The following is a 25,868-nucleotide window of genomic DNA, read 5'->3' on the forward strand; positions in this document are numbered from 1 at the left end:
CGTCGTATGCGCTCTCCGAGCGCGAAGCGGGCAGCGATGCCGCGGCGATGCGAACCCGAGCCCGCGAGGACGGCGACTCCTGGATCCTCAACGGCACGAAGGCCTGGATCACCAACGGCGGCAAGTCGACCTGGTACACGGTGATGGCGTCCAGCGACCCGGACAAGGGCGCCAATGGCATCTCGGCGTTCATGGTGCACAAGGACGATGAGGGGTTCACCGTCGGGCCCAAGGAGCGCAAGCTCGGCATCAAGGGCTCGCCGACCACCGAGTTGTACTTCGAGAACTGCCGGATCCCAGGCGACCGCATCATCGGCGAGCCCGGCACCGGGTTCAAGACGGCATTGCGCACGCTCGACCACACGCGGCCGACCATCGGCGCGCAGGCCGTCGGGATCGCCCAGGGTGCTCTGGACGCGGCGATCGAATACGTCAAGGAGCGCAAGCAGTTCGGCAAGTCCATCAGTGATTTCCAGGGTGTCCAGTTCATGCTGGCCGACATGGCGATGAAGGTGGAGGCCGCGCGGCTGATGGTGTACTCCGCTGCGGCGCGTGCCGAGCGCGGAGAGCCGGCGCTCGGCTTCATCTCATCGGCGTCGAAATGCTTTGCGTCCGACGTGGCCATGGAGGTCACCACCGACGCCGTGCAGCTGTTCGGCGGCGCGGGCTACACGCAGGACTTCCCGGTGGAACGGATGATGCGCGACGCCAAGATCACCCAAATCTACGAGGGCACCAACCAGATTCAGCGCGTGGTGATGTCGCGCGCGCTGCTGAAGTAGCAGACCGGGCCTTGGCTGGTCGGCATGCGCCATGTGGGTCAGCACATGTTCTGAAGCAGATTCGCATCGTGCACCCGAGGTCTCGCCGGTTCATACCCCGCGGACCGGCGACACCGTCCGCGGCTCACTCACCGTCATGATGTCGGGCCACCATGCATCGCACTGCTTGAACTGCCGCGACCACCACGGCCAACACGGAAAGTAAATCGTGTGTGGTGATTCCATGGTTCGTACTGAGAACGATCAGGGTGCGTCCCTCTAACGACTTATTGACGAAGGGCCAGAGAGCAGCGGACACAAAAACTGCCGCAATCGAGGCCCAATTCGGCTTCGCCAAACACCACGCAAGCGAAGCGAAGAGAGCATTCATCGCAAGCACGCTGTAAAAGAGCTGATGCGGATCGACTACTACCACCAAGCAATCCTCCCCACCCGGCGGGCACGCTCGGAAAATCTAACAGCTGTGAGCACTCGGGGAAGCCTGCGGGTCGCAGCGGCGATTGGTCGGAACGGCGAACGGTTGATGTTATCCGAGCGAAAACGGCACGGTCGCGTCGTATGCCCACGTCCGCACCGGCACACACCTCCGAGGTCGATATCGGTCTCGGCCGGTCCGAATGTCAGGTCGAAGGCAGGCGGTGCCGACCCGCGGTCGGCGCATCGCCGGGTTTCAATGAGCAGCCGGCCGCAACCCGGGCGGGCGCCGTCGCCAGCATGAACTGCCTTCTGGCGAGCATCGGGCAAGCGTTCACTGAAGTGCTAGCTGCGGGTGATTTTCTCCGTCTGCCTGCGGCGTTCCTGGCTTGCCGGATCCGGATTGGCCACCAGCACAAGCGAAGCACCCGCGACGAGCACGGCCAGAAAGTTGGCGATCAGCTCGTCGGCGGTGTCCCACTGGGCGGTCGACAGCACCCGGTCTTCTGCCGTGATGCCCTGCGCGGCAGCGGAATCGGCTGCCGCGGCGATGAGTTCGTCGGCTGACCGGCCGTCCAGCGCCGGGCCCGGCGCCCGTTCACCGACCACCTGGTCGCCGTGCACCCGCACCGACGTCGCGTAGTCGGTCACCCCGATCGGCAGATCGGCGACCGGCTTGCCGAACGGGTCCAGGCTCAGCACCGCGATCTCTCCCGGCCCGACGGCGGCTTCCGCGTCGGCGAACCGGTCTTGTGTGCACAGCGCGATGTCGGCCTCGCCGGGACCGATGAGGACCTCGGCCCCGATGTACCAGACGCCGAGCAGCACCGCCGCGGTCTGCCAGTGCGCAGGCAGCAGCACCGCGACCCGGCTGTCTGGTCCCGCACCGAATTCGTCGCGAAGTAGGTTGGCCGTCTTAGCCGCCCAGTTGAGAAGCGTGACCGTCGACAGCTCGATCCGTTCGCCCGACGCGTCGTCGTAGTAGGTGATGCGTGGGCCGACGGGATCCCGCAGCAGGACCGGATCGAGCAGTGCGGCGCTTACGGTCGTCAATTCACGCAGTCTGGGTTGTCCGACCCCGCGGTGATGATCGGTGACGGCGCGGGGGGAGCGTCCTCACCCGTCGACTCGCTGGCCGCGGGGTCGGCGGTCGCCAGCGTCGGGTCGGCGCCGTCGAGACCGGCGCCAGGGCCGGTGTAGTCATTGCCGAGCACAACTCGCACAGCGCCCGGCTGCACTGACGGGTCGGCAGCGACCGGAAGGCCGCCCAGATCCTTGGAAACCGCTTGTGCGCCAAGGTCATCGACCGCGTTCGCCAGCACCTGGCTGGCCTCAAGTACGCCGGAGTCGTGATTGCCGACCGGCCCTTGAGCGAAACCCTTTTCGGTCAGCACTGCCGACACCGACGCGGCAAGGCCGTTGATGTCGGTGGCGTTGATCACCTCCACGGCAGTCTTGCTCGGTGTGTACGCCAGCTCCTCGGTCTTGCCCGCGTCCTGGTCCTGCAGCAGGCCGTCGACCCACTTGTGCACTTCGGTGGGATCCACTCGTACGACGCTCTGCATCCCGTCGTCGCTCCAGCCGTTCTCGTCCAGCACCGGGATGGTCGCGAAGGCGACGTTGCCCGCCGCCAGCTTCTGCAGCTGCTCGGCGAACTGCATGACGTCCCAACCGTCGGAAAGCACCACCGATCGCTGCACAGCTTCCTGCAGGCGGTTGAGGGTGGCAGGGCTCGACAACGTCTTCCCCGAAATAACCTGGTGAGCAAGGGAAGCCATCACCACCTGTTGGCGGACCACCCTGTCGAGGTCGCCGCGGGGCAGATCGTGGCGCTGCCGCACGAAGCTCAATGCCTGCGGGCCATCCAGCTTCTGCCAGCCGGCAGCGAAGTCTGCACCCGAAAGAGGTTCGTACACGGCGTCTTTCAGACATACGTTCACACCGCCCAGTGCGTCAGTGATCAGCGCGAAACCGAGCAGGCCGATTTCGGCGTAATGGTCGACGGTGACGCCGGTCAGGTTGGCAACCGTCTTGATCAGCGCCTCGCGGCCGGCTTCGTTGGCTTCGGGCTCGGCCACCGACGGGTCGACACCCTTGTCCTCGACCAGCTGCTTCATCTTCTCCAGGTGCACCGACCCGTAGACGCCGTTGATCTTCATCTTGCCGATACCCGGCGCTTCGACGTAAGAGTCGCGGGGGATGGAGATCGCCGTCGCGGACTTCCCGTTATTGGGAATGCGGATCAGGATGATCGTGTCAGTGTTGGTCGATTCGTCGTCGCCTGCCCGCAAGGTGGCCAGTTCTTCTTGCGACAAGGGATTGCCGTGGGCGTCGGTGCGGCTGTCAAGGCCCACAAGCAGGATGTCGATCGCGCCGTCCTCGCCGCCGCCGCCGAGTGCCGCCGACGAGATGTGGTTGATGCCGGATTCGAAGGACCGGATCTTGCTCCAGGCCACGCCCGTCCCGATGACGACCATCGCTGCCGCAAGGACAGCGATCGTCCGCAACACACGGGATGGCATCAGGCCAGGTTACTTGGGTCAAGGGCGATGAGCCGGTAGCTGCAGCCCGGCGTGCCAGACTCTGCTGGTGGCCGATCGAATCGTCATTACGGGCGCAGGCGGGCAGGTCGGGCGCTATCTCAGCGCCGAGGCCGGGCGAAAAGGCCTCGATGCGCTGGCCCTGACGTCGGCACAGTGGGACATCACCGACGCAGGCGCAGCCGAGCGGATCATCGAGCCGGGCGACATCGTGGTCAATTGCGCGGCGTACACCGCAGTGGACGCAGCAGAAGCCGACCCGGAACGCGCCCACGCCGTCAACGCGGCCGGACCCGGCATCGTTGCCCGGGCATGTGCGACCGCGGGTGCGCGGATGATCCACATCTCCACCGACTACGTCTTCAGCGGGGCGTTCGACGGCGCGCCATGGCCCTATGACGTCGACGACGCCACCGGACCGCTGAGCGTCTACGGCAAGACCAAGCTCGCCGGTGAGCGCGCAGTGCACGCGGCGCTGCCGGACGCGCACGTAGTCCGGACGGCGTGGGTGTACACCGGCGCCGGAACGGACTTCGTCGGCACCATGCGCAGACTGGCGGCAGGCGGCGAGACCGTCGACATGGTCGTCGACCAGATCGGGTCCCCCACCTACGTCGCCGACCTCGTCTCTGCGCTGTTGGAGATCGCCGGCCGACCGACGGCGCCGCCGCTGCTGCACATCGCCAACGACGGTGCGGCCAGCAGATTCGAGCAGGCTCGCGCGGTGTTCGACGGCGTCGGAGCCGATCCTGACAGGGTGCGGCCGGTGTCCAGTGAGGATGCGCCTCGGCCTGCGGCGCGACCGCCGTATTCAGCGCTTTCCGGTCGCGCCGCGGCGGCTGCGGGCCTGGCCCCGTTGCGACCGTGGCGTGAGGCGTTGGCCGAGGCGATCGGAAATTAACCGTCCCGCTACCCTCGACGCCGTGAGCGACGAGTTGACAGTGGTGACGGTGACGTATTCACCCGGACCGCACCTCGGCAGATTCCTCGCCACGTTGTCGCACGCCACCGAGCGGCCGGTGCGGGTGGTGATGGCAGACAACGGCTCAACCGACGGGAGCCCCGAGGAGGCGCTCGAGCGGTTCCCGAACACCCGGCTGCTGCGCACCGGCGGGAACCTCGGCTACGGCACGGCGGTGAACCGGGCGGTCGCAGAGCTGCGCAAGGATTCCGCCGACCTCGATATGTTCGTCGTCGCCAACCCCGACGTGCAGTGGGGACCGGGCAGCATCGACGCGCTGCTTGAGGCGGCGGATCGCTGGCCGACGGCGGCCTCGCTCGGCCCGCTGATCCGCGACCCCGACGGTTCGGTCTACCCGTCGGCGCGGCACCAGCCCAGCATCGTCCGGGGCGGCATGCACGCGGTGATCGGTCCGGTGTGGCGTACCAACCCGTGGACGGCTGCCTACCGGCAGGACCGGCTCGAGCCCAGCGAACGTCCGGTCGGCTGGTTGTCGGGTTCGTGTCTGTTGCTGCGCGGCGAGGCGTTCGATCAGGTCGGCGGCTTCGACGAGCGCTACTTCATGTATATGGAAGACGTCGACCTGGGAGATCGGCTCGTCAGGGCCGGCTGGCGAAATGTGTATGTTCCGTCGGCGGAGGTTTTGCACGACAAGGGTCATTCCACTGGTCGCGACCCTGCCCGCAACTTGGCCGCGCATCACAGGAGCACCTACACTTTCCTCTCTGATCGACACAACAAGCGGTGGCAGGCGCCGCTGAGGTGGACGATGAGAGGCGCGCTCGAGGTGCGCTCGCGACTGGTGGTCAGAAGCAGTCGACGAAAGGCGAAAGGACGGCACTAGCGTGGCGGATCCCGTCAATCCCGCGGCTGTTGATGCCGTCATCCTCGTCGGCGGCCAGGGCACAAGGCTGCGGCCGCTGACGCTGTCGGCGCCCAAGCCGATGCTGCCCACTGCCGGGCTGCCTTTCCTGACCCATTTGCTGTCCCGGATCGCGGCGGCGGGCATCGAGCACGTCGTGCTCGGTACCTCATACAAGGCGGGTGTGTTCGAGTCGGAGTTCGGCGACGGTTCCAAGCTGGGCCTTCAGATCGAATACGTCGTCGAAGACGAGCCGTTGGGCACCGGCGGCGGGATCGCCAACGTCGCACACAAGCTGCGACACGACACCGTCATGGTCTTCAACGGCGACGTGCTGTCGGGCGCTGACCTCGGTGCCCTGCTGGCCACCCATCATGACCACGACGCCGATGTGACGTTGCATCTCGTCCGCGTCGGCGATCCGAGGGCGTTCGGTTGTGTGCCGACCAATGCCGACGGGGTCGTCACCGCGTTCCTGGAGAAGACCGAGGATCCGCCGACCGACCAGATCAACGCGGGCTGCTATGTGTTCAAGCGCGACGTGATCGAGCGCCTGCCGAAGGGCAGGCCGCTTTCGGTGGAACGCGAGGTCTTCCCGCAACTGCTCGCCGACGGTGCCAAGGTGTGCGGATACGTCGACTCCACGTACTGGCGCGATATGGGAACGCCCGAAGACTTCGTCCGCGGCTCGTCGGATCTGGTTCGCGGCATCGCGCCGTCGCCGGCTCTGCAGGGCCACCGGGGGGAGTCGCTTGTGCACGACGGCGCCGCGGTGGCTCCGGGCGCGCTGCTGATCGGCGGGACGGTCGTGGGCAGGGGTGCCGAGATCGGTCCGGGCGCACGCCTGGACGGCGCGGTGATCTTCGACGGGGTTCGCATCGAGGCAGGATCGGTGATCGAACGGTCCATCATCGGCTTCGGTGCCCGCATCGGCCCGCGCGCGCTGATCCGCGACGGTGTGATCGGCGACGGTGCCGACATCGGTGCGCGCTGCGAGCTGCTGCGCGGTGCCAGGGTGTGGCCGGGCGTGGCCATCCCCGACGGGGGCATCCGCTACTCGACAGACGTCTGACCCTGGTTCCCGCGAAATAGCCTTCCCGGCTGCGATCCGTCGGATATCGCGACCCGGAATGCTATTTCGCGGAAGTTTTTCTGCGCGCTGCGGCCGCCAGCTGTGCGAGCCCGAAGTCGGTGCCTTCCGGCAATGCGTTGAGCGGCCACCAGCGCAGGTCCAATGACTCGTCGCTGCAGACGATTTCGGCGTCGTCGGGAGCGTGAGCCATGAACTGCATGTCCAGGTGACGGGTCGACACACCCAGCGAGCACACCACTGGATGCACGTGCAGCGCTGCGATGTCCGTGTCGATCCTCAGCCCGGTTATGCCCGACTCCTCCGTCGCTTCCCGCAGCGCGGCAGCGACGATGTCGGGGTCGTCGTCCTCGCAGTGCCCGCCCAGCTGCAGCCAACGGCCGAACCGCGGATGTAGGGTCAGCAGGACCCGGGTCCCCGTGTGGTCGAGCACCAGCGCGGAGGCGGTGATGTGGCCGGGCACGCATTCTCTCCTGCACGCGTCCTCGCGGGCGAGCACAAACGACAACACCGCATAACGCAGCGCGTCCTGCGCGGGATCGGGTGCGGCCCACGTGGCGAGCGCTTCGATCGTGGACTGACGGAGCGTCACTTACGCACCAGCAGGCCCTCGGTCGATGCCGGCCCGCGCGGGTCCAATGGCTCGGCGGGGTAGCCGATCGCGACGGCGCCCAACGGTTCCCAGTCGTCGGGCAGATCAAGCTCGGACCGAACCAGATCGGCGGCGAAGATCGTCGAACCGATCCAGCAGCTGCCGACGCCGCGTACGGCCAGCGCGACCAGAAGCGCCTGAACGGCCGCGCCGACCGCGACGGTGAACATCGTGTGTTCGGCGGCTGTGCGTGCGGCGTCCGGATATCTGTGCGCACCGTCGGGGACCATGAACGGGATGACCAGTTCGGGTGCGTCGTAGAGGATCTGGCCGCGACCGACCCGGCGTTCGACGGCGTCGGGCGCCTTGCCGTCGTCGCCGAGATCGGATCGCCACTTGTCCTTCATCCGATCCAGCAGCGCGATCTTGGCTGTCGCGTCTGCCATCCACACGAACCGCACCGGCCGGGTGTGGTGCGGCGCGGGCGCGGTCAGCGCTTCTGCAACGGCGGCCTCGATGAGCTCGGGCGCGACGGGCTCCCCGCTGAACCGCCGAACCGATCTGCGCAGTAGCTGCGCCTGGCCGCGACCCAGCGCGAGCGCTTCCTCGGTGCCCAGCCAGAAAAGATCCTCCTCGCCTGGTCGCAGCAGCGTACGGGCGTTGGATCCGTCGTCGTGCAGCGTCAGTCCCCGCACCACCGCGACCGGGATCCCGGTCAGCTTGCCCTTCACCAGATCGGCGGCGGCGGCGATTTCGTCGGCGACCGCGACCTCGGTGACGACGAGCTCGTTGCCGTGGATGTCGTGCGCACCCGCGTAGCCGTGCAAGACCGTGAGACCCGCTGCGCCGATGGCGGCGTCGATCTGGCCGTTGCGCCAGGCGCGGCCCATGGTATCGGTGACGACGATGCCGACGGTCACGCCGAGCCGGTCACGCAACCCCGCCCGTAACGCCGACGCGCTGCCGTCGGGGTCCACGGGCAGCAGCGCGAGTTCGGTTGAGCCGACGTTGGAGCCGTCTACGCCCGCGGCGGCCTGGACGAGACCGATATTGTTCTCGGTGATCAGCGTCCGGCCCTTGCGGGCAAGCACCCGCACGGCCTCCCGGTCGATCAGTTTGCGGCGCAGCGTATCCCGCTCTTCAGGATCTGCGGGCGCGGGCACGATACGGCCCTCGCACTTGGACAGCACCTTGCTCGTCACCACCACGACGTCGCCGTCCTGCAGCCACGGTGCGGCGGCGGCCAGCGCTGCGGCAAGGTCGTCGCCGGGGCGGAACTCGGGCAGGCCGTGCACTGGAAGCAGTTCGATCGCGGCGGCGGCTCCGTGCTCGGTCATGGCTTGACTCCCGCGAGATCGATTCCAGCGCGAACCATTTCGGCCGTCGTCGACGGATCGGTCATCAGCAGCGGCACCGACCGCACCTCGACACCGGCGATGTCGGCGTCGTCGCCCTCGTGCACAAGCCAGCCGTCGAGAATGCCGACGCCCGACCGTGATCCGTAGTATCCGCCGACTGCTTCCGACGTGCTGGCCACGCCGATCACCTTGAGGCATTCGTCCGCCATGCCGCGCAACGGCTTTCCGGCGACGATGGGGGAGTAGCCGATGACGCGCGCCGAGGTCGAGCGCAGGGCGCCGCGGATTCCTGGTACGGCGAGGATGGAGCCGATGCTGACCACCGGGTTGGACGGTGCGATGAGCACGACGTCCGCCGACGCGATGGCGTCGGCGACCCCAGGCCCCGCGGTGGCCTTGTCGGCTCCGACGAAAGCGAAGCTGTGCGTCGGCACCTGCGCCCGGTACCTCACCCACCATTCCTGGAAGTGGATCGCCTTGCGGTCCCCGGTCTCGGGATCGGTGATGACGACGTGGGTTTCGCTGCGGTCATCGGAGGCGGGAATCAGGGTCGCACCGGGGGACCAGCGATTGCACAACGCCGCCGTCACCTCCGACAGCGGATAGCCGGCCCGCAACATCTGGCTGCGGATCAGATGGGTGGCCAGGTCGCGGTCACCGAGCCCGAACCAATCCGGCTGCACGCCGTACGCGGCGAGTTCCTCCTTGGCATGCCAGGTTTCATTGCGGTGGCCCCAGCCGCGTTCGGGGTCGATGCCGCCGCCGAGGGTGTACATGCATGTGTCGAGGTCCGGGCAGATACGCACGCCGAACATCCATGCGTCATCGCCGACGTTGACGACCGCGGACAGCGAGTGATCTTGTGATTCCTCGCGAGCGAACTGGCCCAGGCCGAGCAAGTGCTGCAAGCCCAACAGGAATCGCGCACCGCCGACTCCGCCGACCAGAACGGTGACCTTCACACCGATCGAGACTAGGCGTTCGGTCACGAACAGGTCTCAGCAGCCAGGCGATATGAGGCTGTGACAGACACGCCGGAGCTGCGACGCGCCGAAATGAGATAACGAGATGGTATGAAAATCGGTTCCAGCGCTTGACCCCGGCAGCTAACAAGTGTGTAATCACATCAGTGTCATTTTTCGGTTGGCCGGCCGGTTCCGGTGTCGCAGACCGAGATTCGATCACATGTTCGAATTGAGTTGCCGCACATTTCGGTCGTGGGGCTTTCATAGCGGTTCAGCGAGACTAAGTGTGAGGAGGGGAAGATGTCTTTTGAGCAGGTCGATTTCGGTCAGCACGCAGCATTCGACAATCGGGTACTCGGCTCCGTAGGCAAAATCCCGCACACCAATACCGGGCCTGCGGCGTTCGAAGAGTTGGGGCGACCCCAATTGAGTCTGGTACCTGAGCGTCCAGAACTCGATGCAATCGCGCCGGCAATCTCGGATGACGAATGGCAGGAGCGCGCGCTGTGCGCGCAAACCGACCCGGAGGCGTTCTTCCCCGAAAAGGGCGGCTCGACTCGGGAGGCCAAGCGCATCTGCCTGGGCTGCGAGGTGAAAGACGCCTGCCTGGATTACGCGCTGGCCCACGATGAGCGGTTCGGCATCTGGGGCGGCCTGTCCGAGCGGGAGCGTCGCCGCCTCAAGCGCGGCATCATCTGACGCTTGCGCTCACTCGTCGTCGATCGAAGGGTCGATGACCGAAGGCTCTACGCCCAGATACGTCGCGACCTGGGCCACCAATACCTCATGTAACAACTCGGCGAGTTCGACGGTGTCTTTCGCCCGTCGCTCGATCGGCTTGCGGAACAACACGATTCGCGCTCGAGTGGAATTGCCGCGGACATCGACCCCCGCCGGGATCAGCCGGGCCAGCGCGATGGGACCGTCAGCCACCACCTCCGGCGGCCACTGCACACTCTCGGGGTCTTTCGGGGCCATCCGCGGGATCTCGTCGACGGCGACGTCGAGCGCATTCACCCGGTCCTGCCATCGCCGCTCGATAGGCTCATAGGCCTCGAGCACCGCCATGTCGAACCGCTCGGCCCGGCTGCGCCAGCCCGGCACGGTAGAGGGAAGCAACGGACCGCGCATGTCACGGCCTCGGCGTGATCGCTCGGCCACGTGAAGAACTGTAACGGTTGGAAGTCGGCCCGCCGACCGCTGCGTGTCCCACGCCGTGGCGGGTTTGTCCCGCGATAGCCTCTCGTTCGTGAATGTTCCCCGTCGCTGCTGCCGGCCCGGGTGCCCGCACTATGCCGTCGCGACGCTGACGTTCGTCTACTCCGATTCCACCGCGGTGGTCGGCCCGCTGGCCACGGTCTCGGAGCCACATTCTTGGGATCTGTGCGTGAGCCACGCGGGCCGGATCACCGCGCCCCGCGGCTGGGAGCTGGTCCGCCACGCCGGGCCGCTGCCGACGCATCCGGACGAGGACGATCTGATCGCGCTCGCCGAGGCCGTCCGGGAGGGCCGCGAGGCTCCGGTCAGCGGTATGGCGGCCGGTTTCACCGACCCCGTCACCGGTGTGCACGGCGGCGCGCTGATGGCGCCGCCTGCCCCCCGACAAGACTCGAACGGCCGCAGGCGCGGCCACCTGCGGGTGTTACCCGACCCGGCGGACTGACCGGAAGTAGTCGTCACCGCGACCGATAGGCTGGCTCCATGTCCCGACCGGCCGCGGCTGTTCACCGCGTCATCAAGGCATATGACATCCGTGGCCTGGTCGGCGAAGAGATCGACGACGGCTTCGTCGCCGACGTCGGCGCGGCCTTCGCTCGGTTGATGCGCGACGAGGGCGCCCGTCAGGTGGCGATCGGTTACGACATGCGGGCGAGCTCGCCGACACTGGCCGCCGCCTTCGCCGACGGCGCGATGTCGCAGGGCCTTGAGGTCGTGCGGATCGGACTGGCCTCTACGGATCAGCTCTATTTCGCTTCTGGAATGTTGGACTGCCCAGGCGCGATGTTCACCGCCAGCCACAACCCGGCGGCCTACAACGGCATAAAACTCTGTCGCGCAGCCGCCAAGCCCGTCGGCAAGGACACCGGACTGTCGACCATCAGCGACGACGTCATCGCCGGCGTGCCCACTTTCAACGGGCCGGTGGGCACGTTGACGGACCGCGACGTGCTCGCCGATTACGGCGAGTTCCTTCGATCGCTGGTCGATTTGACGGGCCTGCGACCGTTGCGGGTCGCCGTCGACGCCGGGAACGGGATGGCAGGCCACACCGCACCCGCGGTCTTCGGCGCGCTCTCCTCGCTCGAGGTGTTGCCGCTGTATTTCGAATTGGACGGCACCTTCCCCAACCACGAGGCCAACCCGCTGAACCCGGACAACCTCGTCGACCTGCAAAAGCACGTGATTGCCACCGGGGCCGACATCGGGCTGGCGTTCGACGGCGACGCCGACCGGTGTTTCGTGGTGGACGAATCGGGGCATCCGATTTCGCCGTCAGCGGTGACTGCCCTTGTCGCCGCGCGCGAGTTGAGCAGGGAGATCGGCGCAACGGTGATTCACAACCTGATCACCTCACGGGCGGTGCCCGAACTGGTCATCGAGCGGGGCGGGACCCCGGTGCGATCCCGCGTCGGCCATTCATACATCAAGGGCTTGATGGCCGAAACCGGCGCGATCTTCGGCGGTGAACACTCGGCGCACTACTACTTCCGCGACTTCTGGGGCGCGGACTCCGGGATGCTAGCCGCGCTTCACGTGTTGGCGGCGCTGGGTGAGCAGCGCAGGCCGCTGTCGGATTTGATGGCCGACTATCAGCGCTACGAAGCCTCCGGCGAGATCAACTTCACCGTCGTCGACGCGCCTAAGTGCGTGGAGTCGGTGCTGAAGTCGTTTGCAGACCGCATCCAATCGATCGACCACCTCGACGGGGTGACGGTCGATCTGGGCGACGGCAACTGGTTCAACCTGCGTACCTCCAACACCGAACCGCTTCTGCGGCTCAACGTCGAAGGGCGCACGACCGAGGATGTCGACGAGGTGGTCGGGCGGGTAGGGGCCGAAATCGCCGCGCAGACCGAGGTGTCGACATGATCGCGCCCCCCGCGATCGACTTCGACGACGCCGAGGGGCTGCTGGCCGCCGATCGGGGCGGGCTGCTGCGCGGGGCCTCGATGGCGGGCGCCCAGGTTCGCGCGACCGCCGCAGCGGTCAGCGAAGGCGCGCTGGAGTCCGTCGCCGGTGACCCGCCGCGCACGGTGATCTGGGTTGCGGGCCGCGGCAACGCCGAGACGGCAGGCTCGATTCTTGCTGCGGCGCTTGGCGGTTCGGCCGCGGCGCCGATCGTCGTCTGCGCAGACGCGCCGCCGTGGATCGGTGCGCTGGACCTTCTCGTTGTCGCGGGCGACGATCCCGGTGACCCCGCCCTCGTCAGTGCGGCCGCAACCGCGGTGCGCCGCGGCGCCAGGGTGGTCGTGGTAGCGCCGTACGACGGCCCGTTGCGCGACGCCACCGCGGGCCGCGCAGCCGTGCTCGAGCCACGACTGTGGGTGCCCGACGACTTCGGTCTGATCCGCTATCTGGCCGCGGGCGTCGCGGTGCTGCATGCGGTCGACCCGAGCCTGAGCGCGGATCTGAGCGCGCTCGCCGACGAACTCGACGCAGAGGCGTTGCGCAACAGCGCGGCCCGCGAACTGTTCACCAATCCCGCCAAGACGCTGGCCGACCGGATGACCGGGCGCGCCATCGTGCTCACCGGTGACAACGCGGCCACGCTCGCGGTCGCCCGTCACGCGGGCGCGACCATGCTGCGGGTCGCGCATCAGGCGGTCGCCACCGTTGGGCTGGCCGATGTCATCGTGGCATTGCGCACGGGCCTTGGCGCGCAGTCCAACGCCGACCGCGAGGCCGCACTGTTTCACGACGACGAGATCGACGGCCCGGTGCCGGAGCGCGCCCGGGTCTTCGCCATGACACTGCAGGCCGAGCGCGCCGTGGTGACGGCACGCGTCGCGGGACTCGACGACGTCGACATCGTCGGGGCCGAGGACGTGCCCGAGGTTGCCGACGCGCCGGTCCAGTCGGGGCGTCCCGAGCAGCAACTGGCGATGCTGGCCGTTCGGTTCGAGATGGCGGCCACCTACCTGCGACTGGTTCGGGGTTAACTGAGTGAACCTGTTACGAGGAGCACTGCGGACCTATGCTTGGGGCTCGCGGACTGCCATTGCCGAGTTCACCGGAAGGCCAAGTCCCACAGCGCATCCGGAGGCTGAGTTGTGGTTCGGCGCGCACCCCGCTGACCCGGCATGGCTGGAGACCGACGCCGGGGAGCATTCGCTGTTGGATGCCGTGCGTGCGGATCCGGAGGGCCAGCTGGGCGGGGCGGTCAGTAATCGCTTCGGCAACACGCTTCCGTTCCTGATGAAGGTGCTCGCCGCCGACGAACCGTTGTCCCTGCAGGCCCATCCGAGCGCCGAACAGGCCGTCGAGGGTTTCGAGCGGGAGGACCGGCTCGGTATTCCGGTGTCCTCGCCGATCCGCAACTACCGCGATCGCAGCCACAAACCGGAACTGCTGGTGGCGTTGGGCACCTTCGAGGTGCTCGCCGGGTTCCGGCCCGCCGCGAAATCGGTCGAATTGATGCGTTCCCTTGCGGTTTCGGCTCTGGATCCGTTCGTGAACCTGCTGGCAGGCCAACCGGACGCCGACGGTCTGCGCGCGCTGTTCACCACGTGGATCACCGCGCCGCAACCCGATCTCGACCTGCTGGTGCCCGCCGTGATCGACTGCGCGATCGACTATGTCCGCTCGGGCGAAAAGGAGTTCGCGGCGGAGGCAAGGACGGTGCTCGAGTTGGGGGAGCGGTACCCCGGCGACGCTGGTGTGCTGGCCTCCCTGCTGCTGAACCGGTTTACGTTGCGGCCAGGCGAGGGCATCTATCTTCCCGCGGGCAATCTGCACACGTACCTGCATGGTGTCGGTATCGAGGTGATGGCCAACTCCGACAACGTCCTTCGCGGCGGCCTGACCCCCAAGCACGTCGACGTCCCTGAATTGCTGCGGGTGCTGGACTTCACGCCTGCCAGCGAGGCGGCGCTGCGGCCGACGACGTCGCAGGACGGGATGGATACGGTCTATGAGACCGTTGCGCCGGAGTTCTCGGTGTCAGTACTCGGGCTGGACGGAGACCTTCTCGGACACGAGGTCGACGCACCGTCGCGCCACGACGGCCCGCAGATCCTGCTGTGCACCGAGGGTTCGGCGGACGTGCACGCCAAGTCCAGCGTGGTGACGCTGCAGCGGGGCGGCGCGGCGTGGGTGTCGGCCGACGACGGGCCCATCAGGCTCGTCGCCCAGCGTCCGACCAAGCTGTTCCGCGCGACCGTGGGCATCTGATGTCGGCCGAGGGCAGCACAAAAGCGATCCTGGCGGCTCTGCTCGCCAACGCGGGCATCGCCGTGGCGAAGTTCATCGGCTTTCTGATCACCGGCAGTTCGTCGATGCTGGCCGAGTCGGTGCACTCGGTCGCCGACACCAGCAATCAGGGTCTGCTGCTGCTCGGGCAGCGCCAGTCACGCAAGGAAGCCGACCCGCTGCATCAGTTCGGATACGGTCGCAGCCGGTACTTCTACTCGTTCGTGGTGGCGATGGTCCTGTTCACCCTCGGGTCGGTATTCGCGCTGTACGAGGGCTACCACAAGATCTCCCATCCGGAGGAGCTCACCTCGCCGATCGTGGCGATCGTAATCCTGGTTGTGGCAATCGCGTTGGAGGGCTACAGCTTTCGGACCGCGGTCAAGGAGTCGCGACCGTTGAAGGGCTCTGGCAGCTGGTGGCGGTTCATCCGCAACTCGCGTAACCCGGAGCTTCCCGTCGTCCTGCTCGAGGATTCGGGCGCGCTCGTCGGCCTGGCGTTCGCGTTGACGGGTGTCGGGCTGACGATGCTGACCGGAGAACCCGTTTGGGACGGCGTCGGCACCGTCGCGATCGGCTTGCTGCTCGGCGCTATCGCTGTCGTCCTGATGATCGAGATGCATAGCCTGCTGATCGGTGAGGGAGCGACAAGGGCAGAGGAGCGCGCGATCCGGGCGGCGATCGATCAGACCGCCAACATCGACCGTCTGATTCATCTGCGCACGCAGTATCTCGGACCCGAGGAGCTGCTGGTGGGTGCAAAGATCGCACTCGCAGCTGAGACCGACCTGGCCACGGTGGCGACCACCATCAATGCGGCCGAAGCGGCGATCCGCGAGGCGGTGCCCGCCGCGCAGCTTATCTACCTGGAACCAGATCTCGATGGCGCGCTGACCGGCTAGCGGCCCGCTTCTCGGCCAGGAACAACCGCATGTTGTGCCCGATGGTCCGGCCGACCAGCTTCACCGACGGGACCATGTAGAGACTGTCGAGCAGGCTGAACCGGCGCAGAAACCATTCTGCGAGAATGGGATCGGTTTCGGCCGCACCGAGAAACTGGTCGAAGAGGGCGCCCACCGGTCGGTACCACCACGGCATCGGACCCGAGGCCCGGTGCAGCACAAGGTCTCCGATCGCGTTCATCGTCCACACCGGGTACGTCGACTTCGCCGTCGCGGCGTTGAACTCTCGGGCAAGGTCGGCACCGGGGGTTTCCAGAGCCCGGCGCAGGTGGCCCGCCTGCAGCGAGGTCATCGTCATGCCCTGCCCGAAGGTGGGATTGAAGCTCGCCACCGCATCGCCGAATGGCAGGATGCCCGCAGGAAAGCTGTCCATCTTGTGGTACCGGCGCCACTTGCTGGTCGGGTATTTATGAAAGGCCACGTCACCGATCGGCTCGCCCTTGCGAATGGCGGCGGCGATATGTGCGGGCACCACTTCGTCGGCCAGCGCACACATCTCGGCGAAATCCTGCGGCGGCTCCACCTTGGCCACGCCGAACGTGGTCAGGGCCCAGGTGCCGTCCTCGTAGAACAGCATGCCGAGTCCGCGCGGCTGCTCCCTGGAAGCGCCTGCGACGACCACCTTCTCGGTGATGAGCCCGTCCGGTATGCGCAGCTGGTGTGTGGCGTAGCTGACGCCGACATCGACGCTGTGCTCGGGAGGTCGGTCGAATCCCCACTGCTGCAACCAGACCGGTAGCCGGGTACCGCGGCCTGCGGTGTCGACGACGAGGTCGGCAGGCACCTGCTCGCCGGTATCCAACCGGACGCCGGTCACCCGCTGCAGCGCGGCATCGAAGCTCGGCTCTGTGACGCCGGCACGAATGACGTCGACGTTGGGGATCGCGGTCGCCCTGCGCCGGATCTGCCATTCCAGGTGCGGACGGCTCGGCACATACGCGGTGAACTCGTCGCGCAGCTTGCGCGTCGTCCCCAGGACGTGTCCAGCCCCGCCGAAGTGGATGCAGTCCGGCCGGTTCTCCAGGATCGGCACGCCCGCGGCGACCATGTCGTCGAGCAGCCCGGGAAAATGCGACTCGAGTTCCTGGGCGCCCCGCGCCATCAGCAGATGGACATGCCTGCCTTGCGGCACCGCGGCCCGGTTTGCCGGCTCGGCGGGCAACTCGTCGCGCTCGTACACCGTGACCCGGTCAAAGAAGTCCGAGAGCACCCGCGCTGCGCACATGCCCGCGATGCTCGCCCCGATCACGACCGCGTGATCCCCATTCCGCCCCATGGGCGCCGATGGTAGTGGGTACTCATCGGGCGCCGACCCACCTTCGGGCGGCGTCACGAAAGGGTAAGGCGTATGGATCGCGTATTGCTGGGCCGGCGAACCAAGTCCGTCGAGCAGTCCATCGAGGACACCGACGAGCCGGGGACCCGGCTGCGCAAGGACCTGACCTGGTGGGACTTGATCGTCTTCGGGGTGTCGGTGGTGATCGGCGCGGGCATCTTCACCATCACCGCGTCCACCGCAGGCGGCATCACCGGGCCTGCCATATCGATCTCGTTCGTGCTCGCCGCGATCGCGTGCGGGCTGGCGGCCCTGTGCTACGCCGAGTTCGCCTCCACCGTCCCCGTCGCGGGCAGCGCCTACACCTTCTCCTACGCCAGCTTCGGCGAGGTGGTGGCCTGGATCATCGGTTGGGACCTGGTGCTCGAGTTTGCGGTCGGGGCCGCAACGGTCGCCAAAAGCTGGTCGACGTATCTGGGTGAGGTGTTCGGATTCGCGGGCGGCGAGATCGCACTGGGCCCACTGAACCTCGACTGGGGTGCCGTCATCATCGTCGCGATCGTCACCACGTTGTTGGCGCTGGGCACCAAGCTGTCGTCGAACGTCAGCGCCGTCATCACCTTGATCAAGGTGGCCGTCGTCCTCGTCGTCATCGTGGTGGGCGCCTTCTACATCAAGATGGCGAACTACACCCCGTTCGTCCCGCCTGCCGAACCCGGCGGCGCTGCGGGGGAGCAGTCGCTGTTCTCGCTGCTCACTGGCGCAGGCAGCAGCAACTACGGCTGGTACGGCCTGTTGGCCGGCGCGTCGATCGTGTTCTTCGCGTTCATCGGATTCGATGTCGTCGCGACCACCGCAGAGGAGACCAAGGATCCGCAGCGCGACGTGCCCCGCGGAATCTTCGGGACGCTGGCCATCGTCACCGTGCTTTACGTCGCGGTGGCCGCGGTGTTGTCGGGCATGGTCTCCTACACCGAGTTGGCGAGGGCGGGCGAGGACGCCAACCTCGCGACGGCGTTCACGCTCAACGGCGTCGACTGGGCCGCAACGCTCATCAGTGTCGGCGCACTGGCCGGGCTGACGACCGTCGTCATGGTCTTGATCCTCGGCCAGATCCGCGTGCTGTTCGCCATGTCGCGCGACCGGCTGCTGCCTCACAAGCTGGCCCAGACAGGCGAACACGGCACGCCGGTGAGGCTGACCATCATCGTCGGTGTCGTGGTGGCGGCAGCGGCGGCGTTCTTCCCGATCACCAAGCTCGAGGAGATGGTCAATGTCGGCACGCTGTTCGCCTTCATGCTGGTCTCGGCAGGCGTCATCATCCTTCGCCGGAGCCGCCCTGACCTGCACCGTGCCTTCCGCGTGCCGCTGGTGCCGTGGCTGCCGATCGCCGCGATCGTGGCCTGCCTGTGGCTGATGCTGAACCTGACGGCGCTGACCTGGATCCGCTTCATCATCTGGATGGCGATCGGGATCGTCGTCTACCTGTTGTACGGCCGCAAGCACTCGGCGCTCGCCAAACGGGAGGCAGCCGCGGATTCGGCGCGCTAATCCACCGCGAGCGTCGTCAAGCGCGCCCGATTCGCGAGTAGGGGAACGTTTGGCGCCCGTCGCCGCGTCACATCAGGCGAGCGGCGGAGAGACGAATCGCGTCCGGCCAGTGGAAGCGATGCGGGCGCGGGGTTTACTTCGTCGACGATCGACCGTTCACCGACGCGGCGCGCATCCGAGCAGCTGTCTGGGGATATGGGATGCAGGCGGCCGCGAGCGGACTTACGGCGGCGTGGTGGCACGGCTTGACACAGTTCGCGCCCGCTGTAGTCGAAGTGACTACGCCACGCAACAGCCACGGCCGGCGCCACCCTGGAACCAGCGTCAGGCGCCGCGACTTGGAACCGGTCGACGTCGTCGTGGTCAACGACATGCGGTGACCGCCCTCGCGCTGACCGTTGTCGAAGCCTCGGCGAAGCGCAGTGGTGGGGCCAGATTGATGGACAACGCACTGCAGCGCCGTACCGAACTCAACAGCCTCTGGCGCGCGCACCTACGCATAAGGGTCGCAGCAGTCATCCGCACTGTGATTTCGGCGCGCTAACCGACGGTCAGCGTCGCGAGGCGCGCCCGATTAAACGATCGAGGAGCTTGTTTACAAAATTGCCATCTGTGTCTAGACAGGCGACAAATCCGCCTCTATAGTCAAGTCATCAAGGTGATGACACTCACAGGGAGGTGGACCGTCGTGACGGCCCAATTGACGCAAACCGAAATCGAGGCGTGGCGAGACAAGAAACGGCATCTGTGGCTGATGGGGCTGATTGCCCCGACCGCGTTGTTCGTCATGCTGCCGCTGGTGTGGGCGTTCAACCAGTGGGGCTGGCACACCGTTGCCCAGGTGCCGTTCTGGATCGGCCCGATCCTGCTCTACATCCTGCTGCCCGCGCTCGACCTGCGGTTCGGGCCTGACGGCCAGAACCCGCCGGACGAGGTGATGGAGCGGTTGGAGAACGACAAGTACTACCGGTACTGCACCTACATCTACATCCCGTTCCAGTACGCCTGCGTCATCTTCGGCGCGTATCTGTTCACCGCCGCCGATCTGAGCTGGCTCGGCTTCGACGGCGGGCTTGGCTGGGCGGCCAAGATCGGCCTCGCCCTCTCGGTCGGTGTCCTCGGCGGGGTCGGCATCAACACCGCCCACGAGATGGGCCACAAGAAGGACGAACTGGAGCGCTGGCTGAGCAAGATCACGCTCGCGCAGACCTGCTACGGCCACTTCTACATCGAGCACAACCGCGGCCACCACGTCCGTGTCGCCACCCCGGAGGATCCCGCGTCGGCCCGGTTCGGCGAGACGTTCTGGGAATTCCTGCCGCGCAGCGTGTTCGGCAGCCTGAAGTCCGCATGGGAGCTGGAGGCCAAGCGGCTGCGCCGGGCTCAGAAGAGCCCGTGGCACTGGTCCAACGACGTGCTCAACGCGTGGGCGATGTCGGTGTTGCTCTACGGCGCACTGATCGTGGCGTTCGGGCTCGCGCTGATCCCGTACGTGGTGATCTCCGCCGTGTTCGGCTTCACGCTGCTCGAGACGGTCAACTACCTGGAGCATTACGGGCTGCTGCGACAGAAGCTCGACAGCGGACGCTACGAGCGCTGCACGCCGGTGCACAGCTGGAATTCCGACCACATCGTGACCAACCTGTTCCTGTATCACCTGCAGCGGCACAGCGATCACCACGCCAACCCGACCCGGCGCTACCAGACACTGCGCAGCATGGACGGTGCGCCGAACCTGCCGAGCGGCTACGCGTCGATGATCGGGCTGACGTACTTCCCGCCGCTGTGGCGCAAGGTGATGGACCACCGGGTGCTCGAACACTACGACGGCGACATCAGCAGGGTGAACATCCATCCGCGGGTACGCGACAAGGTGCTCGCCGCGTACGGGCCGCCGGCCGCGAATGACGATGCGCCCAGGGCGGAGAAGTGCGAGTGACGCTCGCGCTGCGCGCAGAGTCAACGAAGGAAGGTAACGACATGAACGACTACAGGCTGTTCGTCTGCGTGCAGTGCGGCTTCGAGTACGACGAGGAGAAGGGCTGGCCAGAAGACGGCATCGCCCCCGGCACCAGGTGGGACGACATCCCCGACGACTGGAGCTGCCCGGACTGCGGCGCGGCCAAATCCGATTTCGAGATGGTCGAGGTCGCGCGCTCTTGACGGCTATCGTCGCCCCTGTGAACGAGGTTCGGACCGCGCAGCGCATCCCCTACGCCGAAGCGTCGAGGGTGCTGCTGCGCGATTCGATCCTGGACGGCATGCGCGACCTGCTGCTCACCCGCGATTGGTCGTCGATCACGCTGTCGGCCGTCGCGAGCGCGGCGGGCATCAGCCGTCAGACCATCTACAACGAGTTCGGCTCGCGGCAGGGCCTCGCGCAGGGTTACGCGATGCGGCTGGCCGACCGTCTCGTTGATGCCGTCGAGAAGGCGATCATCGGCAACGTCGGCGACATCTACGCCGCGTTCCTGGAGGGCTTCCGGGATTTCTTCTCGGAGTCCGCCGCCGACCCGCTGGTCATCTCGCTGCTGACCGGCGGCACCAAGCCCGACCTGCTGCAGCTCATCACCACCGACAGCGGCCCGATCATCACGCATTGCTCGGCACGCCTGACGGACACCTTCATCCAGAGCTGGGTGCGCGCCAGCGAGGAGGACTCCGGCGTGCTGGCCCGTGCCATCGTGCGGCTGGCGATGAGCTACGTCTCGATGCCCCCGGAAGCAGACCACGATGTGGCCCGCGACCTGGCACGTCTCATGACGCCGTTCGCCGAACGGTACGGTGTCATCGAATCGAATTAGCCGCGGCTTGGGACGACCGGGTTGTGCGGGCTAATGTGTAAATAAGCTAATTAATTGCGTGGAGAAGAAGGACGAGCATGACAACGACTGAGCAGCGGCTGACCGCCGATGTTGCCAACGGCATCGATTACAAGGTGGCCGACCTGTCCCTGGCTGAGTTCGGCCGCAAGGAGATCAGGCTCGCCGAACACGAGATGCCGGGCTTGATGGCGCTGCGCCGCGAGTACGCCGACGTGCTGCCGCTGAAGGGCGCGCGAGTGTCCGGCTCGCTGCACATGACGGTGCAGACCGCGGTGCTGATCGAGACCCTGGTGGCGCTGGGCGCCGAGGTCCGCTGGGCGTCGTGCAACATCTTCTCCACCCAGGACCATGCGGCCGCTGCGACCGTCGTCGGCCCGCACGGGACACCCGAGGAGCCCAAGGGCGTCCCGGTGTTCGCGTGGAAGGGCGAGACCCTCGAGGAGTACTGGTGGGCCGCCGAACAGATGCTGACCTGGCCCGGCGAGCCTGCCAACATGATCCTCGACGACGGCGGTGACGCCACCATGCTGGTGCTCAAGGGCGCCCAGTTCGAGAAGGCGGGCGTGGTGCCTCCCGGTGAGGACGACGACTCCGACGAGTACAAGGTGTTCCTGGCGCTCATCCGCAAGCGCTTCGAGACCGACAAGACGAAGTGGACCAAGATCGCCGAGTCGGTGCAGGGCGTCACCGAGGAGACCACCACCGGCGTGCTGCGGCTGTACATGTTCGCCGCCGCAGGCGAACTGCAGTTCCCGGCCATCAACGTCAACGACTCCGTGACCAAGTCCAAGTTCGACAACAAGTACGGCACCAGGCACTCGCTGATCGACGGCATCAACCGCGGCACCGACGTGCTGATCGGCGGCAAGGCCGCGCTGGTCTGCGGCTACGGCGACGTCGGCAAGGGTTGCGCCGAGGCGCTGAAGGCGCAGGGCGCCCGCGTCGCGGTGACCGAGATCGACCCGATCAACGCGCTGCAGGCGCTGATGGACGGCTTCGAGGTGAAGACGGTCGAGGAGGCCGTCGGCTGGGCCGACATCATCATCACCGCGACCGGCAACCAGGGCATCATCACCCTCGAGCACATGAAGGCGATGAAGCACCAGGCGATACTCGGCAACATCGGCCACTTCGACGACGAGATCGAGATGGCGCGCCTGGAGAAGGATCCCAAGATCCGCCGGATCAACATCAAACCGCAGGTCGACGAGTTCGTCTTCGAGGACGGCCATTCCATCATCGTGCTGTCTGAGGGCAGGCTGCTGAACCTCGGCAACGCGACCGGTCACCCGTCGTTCGTGATGAGCAACAGCTTCTCCAATCAGGTCATCGCACAGATCGAGCTGTGGACCAAGAACGACGAGTACGACAACGAGGTCTACCGGCTGGCCAAGCATCTCGACGAGAAGGTCGCCAAGATCCACGTCGAGGCACTCGGTGGTTCGCTGACCCGCCTCACCAAGGAGCAGGCCGAGTACATCAACGTCGACGTGGACGGTCCGTACAAGCCGGAGCACTACCGCTACTGATTTCACGCTCGAGACTGCGGACAGATCGCGAATCAGCCGAAAAGCGCGCACTGTCCGCAGTTTCGTCGTTAGGGTCGCCCGGTGGGTCGGGGATTCCTGGGGGTTCTGCTTGCGCTTCTGTTGATCGGTTCCATGGGGGTCTCGCCACCCACTCATGCCGATGATCCGACGAACGACGCGCACGATCCGTATTTCAACGAGGACGCCTACCAGGAGTTCTACACGCCGCCGGACCCGCTACCGCCAGGCGCGCCGGGTGACCTGATCCGCACGGAGCCGTCCCGGCTGGTGTTGGAGCCGTCCGGTCAACTCGGCATGATCATGGCCGACGCGACCCGAATCATGTACCGCAGCACCGACATTCACGGCAATCCCATGGCGGTCACGGGCACCTACTTTGAGCCGTACAACGACTGGCCCGGCGGTGGACCGCGCCCGCTGATCGTGTACGGGCCCGGCACCCAGGGGCAGGGCGACCAGTGCGCGCCGTCGCGTCAGTTCAACCAGGGCATCCACTGGCGGCCGTTTCTGGACCTGGCGTTCAACTACGAGGAGCTGTTCGTCTCGACGATGGTCGCGCGCGGTTTCGCGATCGTGATGACGGACTACCAGGGACTCGGCACACCCGGCCTGCACACGTACGTCGCCCGGGTGCCGCAGGCCGACGCGATGCTCGACGCCGCCCGCGCGGCGAAGAACCTGCCGGACACCTCGCTGAACCCCGATGGCCCCCTTGCCTTCTGGGGCTACTCCCAAGGCGGTGGCGCAGCAGCGGCGGCGGCCGAACTGGCGTCGTCATACGCACCGGAATTGAACGTCGTCGGCACCTATGCCGGCGCGCCGCCCGCCGACCTCAAGGAACTGTTTCCCTATGCCGATGGCAGCGTGCTGGTGGGCGCCGTCGGCTATGCGCTCAACTCGGTGATGACCGCCTATCCGGAGCATGCCGACGCGATCCGATCGAAGCTGACGCCACGCGGTGAGGACATGCTCTTCAAGGTGGCCGACCAGTGCGTCGCCGAGACGCTCACGAAGTTCATGTTCCGGCATCTGCAGCCGTACTTCACCGAGGACATCTTCCAGCTGGTCAACGAGGAGCCGTTCAGCAGCTTGTTCGAGGAGCAACGGCTCGGCCGCTTCAAACCCAATGCGCCCGTGATGATCCTGAGTAACCGATTCGACCCGTTGGTGCCGTGGACCGGCGCCAACCAGCTCGGTCGCGATTGGTGCGCCCAGGGTGCCGACGTCCAGTTCTGGACCAACGAAGAGCCGCCGTTTCTCAACAAGGCGATCATCAACCACGCCCTGCCGATGCTCGTCGACGGCGAGCGGGCCATGCAGTGGGTCGCCGACCGGTTCAACGGAGTGCCGACCACACCGAACTGCGGAGAGTTCTAGCTGGCGAGGGTATCGGGAGTGGTATCAGCCGCCGCCGGAAACCGTCGGCAAAGTGCCCGCCTCTGAGCGACATTGTCGCTGAAGCGGGCGCTCGACTAACTACTGGCGACTTTGTCGCTCAAAGGCGGGCATCTCTCTACAACCACGACGGGCGGGCGCTGTGGTGCGTCGCGTCGAGTCCTGACAGTCGCGTCATCGATCGCGAACCTCACGACGAATTCCCCCTCGAAACCGTCGTTGAATTCACACACGCGGCCCTAAGGATTCTGGGCAGCGGGGGGAATCGGCGCCGGGTTACCGCAGCGGGTCTTGATGTCTGCTAACGGCTGGCGGATGCCGGTCAAGTCCGCCTTCGTCTTTGGGTGCGCCTTCATGTACGCCTGCACCTTCACCGTTGACTGGTCGCGCGTCAACCCTTCCAGGGAGTTGTAGAAGTTGTTCACGTCGGGATGGCTGAAGAGGTAGTCGGCCGTCGCCTGCTGCACGCCTGCCCGCGCGAATTCCAGGTCGGCGGCACTGCAGTTGGGCGGATTGGCGTTAGGGTCCTCATCGGCGTGCACGAGGGGAGCCGCCGCGAAAAGCGCCGCACCGACAATCGCCGTGCTCACGAGCAATTTCATTCCCCTAGTTTTGAACAGGCTGTGCCTGGTTGCCCCGATCACAAGCGCTCTGACAGGAAACCCGAAGACAACGAGCGGGTTAGGCTCGCCCCCGTGCTGATCGCGATAGAGGGCGTCGACGGTGCTGGCAAGCGCACGCTGACCCGCGGCCTGCGCGCGGCGTTCGAGTCCGAAGGCAGAACGGTGGCAACCCTGTCGTTTCCCCGGTACGGCCAATCGGCGGCCGCCGACATCGCCGCCGAGGCCCTCCACGGCGGGCACGGTGACCTGTCCGGCTCGGTGTACGCGATGGCCGTGCTGTTCGCCATGGACCGCGCGGGCGCCCGTGAGGAGATCGACCGCCTGCAGGCGGAGTACGACGTAGTGATCCTCGATCGCTGGGTCGCCTCCAACGCCGCCTACAGCGCAGCCCGTCTGCACCAGGACGCCGACGGCGATGTGGTGGCGTGGGTGCGCGAGCTGGAGTACGGGCGGCTGCGGCTGCCTGCACCCGACCGGCAGGTGCTGCTCGACGTGCCTGCCGAGCTGGCAGCCGAGCGGGCGGAGCACCGCGCCAACACCGAAGCCGACCGGGCGAAGGACGCCTACGAGCGCGACGACGGTCTGCAACGGCGCACCGGCCGGGTCTACTCGGAGCTGGCCGCGAACGCGTGGGTAGGCCGGTGGTTGGTGGCCGGCCCGGACACCGACGGCACAGCGCTAGCTGTCGAGCTGGGTAAATAGCCGACTCGCGG

At 66.6% G+C, this 25,868-nt stretch carries 25 protein-coding genes and 1 pseudogene; 18 read left to right on the top strand and 8 right to left on the bottom strand.

The window, feature by feature from the left end; translation table 11 throughout:
- Positions 1-782 (top strand): acyl-CoA dehydrogenase family protein (locus tag QOJ24_RS11490; protein WP_526261196.1); only part of this gene is annotated, 782 nt, incomplete at its 5' end.
- A 759-nt stretch (positions 783-1,541) separates the two neighbouring features.
- Here the strand turns inward: QOJ24_RS11490 and QOJ24_RS11495 are convergent.
- A complete protein-coding gene (locus QOJ24_RS11495; RefSeq protein ID WP_526261198.1) occupies positions 1,542-2,249 on the bottom strand; it encodes a TIGR03089 family protein in 708 nt (235 codons plus the stop codon).
- Entirely contained in the window at positions 2,246-3,718 is a 1,473-nt protein-coding gene (locus QOJ24_RS11500; RefSeq protein ID WP_526261200.1) for an LCP family protein, read from the bottom strand. The genes QOJ24_RS11495 and QOJ24_RS11500 overlap by 4 nt, the downstream gene beginning before the upstream one ends.
- 67 nt (positions 3,719-3,785) lie before the next feature.
- On the opposite strand from QOJ24_RS11500, the gene rfbD reads away from it, so the two are divergent.
- Genes rfbD through manB form a run of 3 tightly spaced genes read left to right on the top strand, consistent with a single transcriptional unit; the run spans position 3,786 to position 6,631 of the window.
- A complete protein-coding gene (gene rfbD / locus QOJ24_RS11505) occupies positions 3,786-4,637 on the top strand; it encodes a dTDP-4-dehydrorhamnose reductase (protein WP_526261202.1) in 852 nt (283 codons plus the stop codon).
- Between the two features lie 22 nt (positions 4,638-4,659).
- A complete protein-coding gene (locus QOJ24_RS11510) occupies positions 4,660-5,541 on the top strand; it encodes a glycosyltransferase family 2 protein (RefSeq protein ID WP_526261204.1) in 882 nt (293 codons plus the stop codon).
- Position 5,542: 1 nt separating this feature from the next.
- On the top strand, positions 5,543-6,631 hold the full coding sequence (gene manB, locus QOJ24_RS11515; RefSeq protein WP_526261206.1) for a mannose-1-phosphate guanylyltransferase ManB: 1,089 nt from the start codon (positions 5,543-5,545) through the stop codon (positions 6,629-6,631).
- 61 nt (positions 6,632-6,692) lie between these two features.
- On the opposite strand, the gene QOJ24_RS11520 is transcribed toward manB, so the two are convergent.
- Genes QOJ24_RS11520 through cofD form a run of 3 tightly spaced genes read right to left on the bottom strand, consistent with a single transcriptional unit; the run spans position 6,693 to position 9,561 of the window.
- A complete protein-coding gene (locus QOJ24_RS11520; RefSeq protein ID WP_526261208.1) occupies positions 6,693-7,241 on the bottom strand; it encodes an NUDIX hydrolase in 549 nt (182 codons plus the stop codon).
- Positions 7,238-8,578 (bottom strand): coenzyme F420-0:L-glutamate ligase, encoded by a 1,341-nt coding sequence (locus tag QOJ24_RS11525; protein ID WP_526261210.1) that lies wholly within the window; start codon positions 8,576-8,578, stop codon positions 7,238-7,240. Before QOJ24_RS11525 ends, QOJ24_RS11520 begins: the two co-directional genes overlap by 4 nt.
- Positions 8,575-9,561, bottom strand: coding sequence for a 2-phospho-L-lactate transferase (cofD, locus tag QOJ24_RS11530; RefSeq protein WP_526261251.1), 987 nt, complete (start codon positions 9,559-9,561; stop codon positions 8,575-8,577). Before cofD ends, QOJ24_RS11525 begins: the two co-directional genes overlap by 4 nt.
- A 435-nt stretch (positions 9,562-9,996) precedes the next feature.
- Here cofD and QOJ24_RS11535 point away from each other — a divergent pair, with 435 nt between their 5' ends.
- Positions 9,997-10,263 (top strand): WhiB family transcriptional regulator, encoded by a 267-nt coding sequence (locus QOJ24_RS11535; RefSeq protein WP_526261253.1) that lies wholly within the window; start codon positions 9,997-9,999, stop codon positions 10,261-10,263.
- A gap of 9 nt (positions 10,264-10,272) precedes the next feature.
- Here the strand turns inward: QOJ24_RS11535 and QOJ24_RS11540 are convergent, their stop codons facing one another.
- Entirely contained in the window at positions 10,273-10,695 is a 423-nt protein-coding gene (locus QOJ24_RS11540) for a metallopeptidase family protein (RefSeq protein WP_526261255.1), read from the bottom strand.
- 118 nt (positions 10,696-10,813) lie between these two features.
- On the opposite strand from QOJ24_RS11540, the gene QOJ24_RS11545 reads away from it, so the two are divergent.
- The 5 genes from QOJ24_RS11545 to QOJ24_RS11565 are packed head-to-tail and all read left to right on the top strand — an operon-like array spanning position 10,814 to position 15,875.
- Positions 10,814-11,227 (top strand): DUF3499 family protein, encoded by a 414-nt coding sequence (locus QOJ24_RS11545; protein WP_526261212.1) that lies wholly within the window; start codon positions 10,814-10,816, stop codon positions 11,225-11,227.
- A gap of 38 nt (positions 11,228-11,265) precedes the next feature.
- Entirely contained in the window at positions 11,266-12,654 is a 1,389-nt protein-coding gene (locus tag QOJ24_RS11550; RefSeq protein ID WP_526261214.1) for a phosphomannomutase/phosphoglucomutase, read from the top strand.
- Positions 12,651-13,724 carry a TobH protein gene (locus QOJ24_RS11555; protein ID WP_526261216.1) on the top strand — a complete coding sequence of 358 codons (1,074 nt, stop codon included), beginning with the start codon at positions 12,651-12,653 and terminating at the stop codon, positions 13,722-13,724. Before QOJ24_RS11550 ends, QOJ24_RS11555 begins: the two co-directional genes overlap by 4 nt.
- A gap of 4 nt (positions 13,725-13,728) precedes the next feature.
- Positions 13,729-14,955, top strand: a complete 1,227-nt coding sequence (gene manA / locus QOJ24_RS11560; protein ID WP_526261218.1) for a mannose-6-phosphate isomerase, class I — start codon at positions 13,729-13,731, stop codon at positions 14,953-14,955.
- Positions 14,955-15,875: a cation diffusion facilitator family transporter gene (locus tag QOJ24_RS11565; protein ID WP_526261220.1), complete on the top strand. Its 921-nt coding sequence runs from the start codon at positions 14,955-14,957 to the stop codon at positions 15,873-15,875. The genes manA and QOJ24_RS11565 overlap by 1 nt, the downstream gene beginning before the upstream one ends.
- On the opposite strand, the gene QOJ24_RS11570 is transcribed toward QOJ24_RS11565, so the two are convergent.
- Complete coding sequence (locus QOJ24_RS11570) at positions 15,832-17,211, bottom strand: FAD-dependent oxidoreductase (protein ID WP_526261222.1); 1,380 nt, start codon at positions 17,209-17,211, stop codon at positions 15,832-15,834. The two genes, QOJ24_RS11565 and QOJ24_RS11570, sit on opposite strands and share 44 nt — an antisense overlap.
- Positions 17,212-17,283: 72 nt before the next feature.
- Here QOJ24_RS11570 and QOJ24_RS11575 point away from each other — a divergent pair, with 72 nt between their 5' ends.
- From QOJ24_RS11575 to QOJ24_RS11605, 7 genes and pseudogenes are all read left to right on the top strand, one after another.
- Positions 17,284-18,762, top strand: coding sequence for an amino acid permease (locus QOJ24_RS11575; RefSeq protein ID WP_526261224.1), 1,479 nt, complete (start codon positions 17,284-17,286; stop codon positions 18,760-18,762).
- A 77-nt stretch (positions 18,763-18,839) separates the two neighbouring features.
- Positions 18,840-19,261 (top strand): annotated as a pseudogene (locus QOJ24_RS11580) (hypothetical protein); the annotation flags it as partial.
- Between the two features lie 255 nt (positions 19,262-19,516).
- A complete protein-coding gene (locus tag QOJ24_RS11585; protein WP_526261257.1) occupies positions 19,517-20,701 on the top strand; it encodes an alkane 1-monooxygenase in 1,185 nt (394 codons plus the stop codon).
- 41 nt (positions 20,702-20,742) lie between these two features.
- Positions 20,743-20,925 (top strand): rubredoxin, encoded by a 183-nt coding sequence (locus QOJ24_RS11590; protein WP_526261226.1) that lies wholly within the window; start codon positions 20,743-20,745, stop codon positions 20,923-20,925.
- Entirely contained in the window at positions 20,922-21,566 is a 645-nt protein-coding gene (gene alkX / locus QOJ24_RS11595; protein ID WP_526261228.1) for a TetR family transcriptional regulator AlkX, read from the top strand. The genes QOJ24_RS11590 and alkX overlap by 4 nt, the downstream gene beginning before the upstream one ends.
- Positions 21,567-21,643: 77 nt before the next feature.
- Positions 21,644-23,116, top strand: a complete 1,473-nt coding sequence (gene ahcY, locus QOJ24_RS11600; RefSeq protein WP_526261230.1) for an adenosylhomocysteinase — start codon at positions 21,644-21,646, stop codon at positions 23,114-23,116.
- A gap of 132 nt (positions 23,117-23,248) precedes the next feature.
- Positions 23,249-24,514 (top strand): lipase family protein, encoded by a 1,266-nt coding sequence (locus tag QOJ24_RS11605; RefSeq protein WP_526261259.1) that lies wholly within the window; start codon positions 23,249-23,251, stop codon positions 24,512-24,514.
- A gap of 257 nt (positions 24,515-24,771) precedes the next feature.
- On the opposite strand, the gene QOJ24_RS11610 is transcribed toward QOJ24_RS11605, so the two are convergent.
- Positions 24,772-25,134 carry a hemophore-related protein gene (locus QOJ24_RS11610; RefSeq protein WP_526261232.1) on the bottom strand — a complete coding sequence of 121 codons (363 nt, stop codon included), beginning with the start codon at positions 25,132-25,134 and terminating at the stop codon, positions 24,772-24,774.
- Between the two features lie 93 nt (positions 25,135-25,227).
- On the opposite strand from QOJ24_RS11610, the gene QOJ24_RS11615 reads away from it, so the two are divergent.
- Positions 25,228-25,857, top strand: coding sequence for a dTMP kinase (locus tag QOJ24_RS11615; protein ID WP_526261234.1), 630 nt, complete (start codon positions 25,228-25,230; stop codon positions 25,855-25,857).
- Positions 25,858-25,868 lie beyond the last annotated feature (11 nt).

The sequence above is a fragment of the Mycobacterium sp. genome, assembly GCF_032159775.1.
GTDB lineage: Bacteria > Actinomycetota > Actinomycetes > Mycobacteriales > Mycobacteriaceae > Mycobacterium.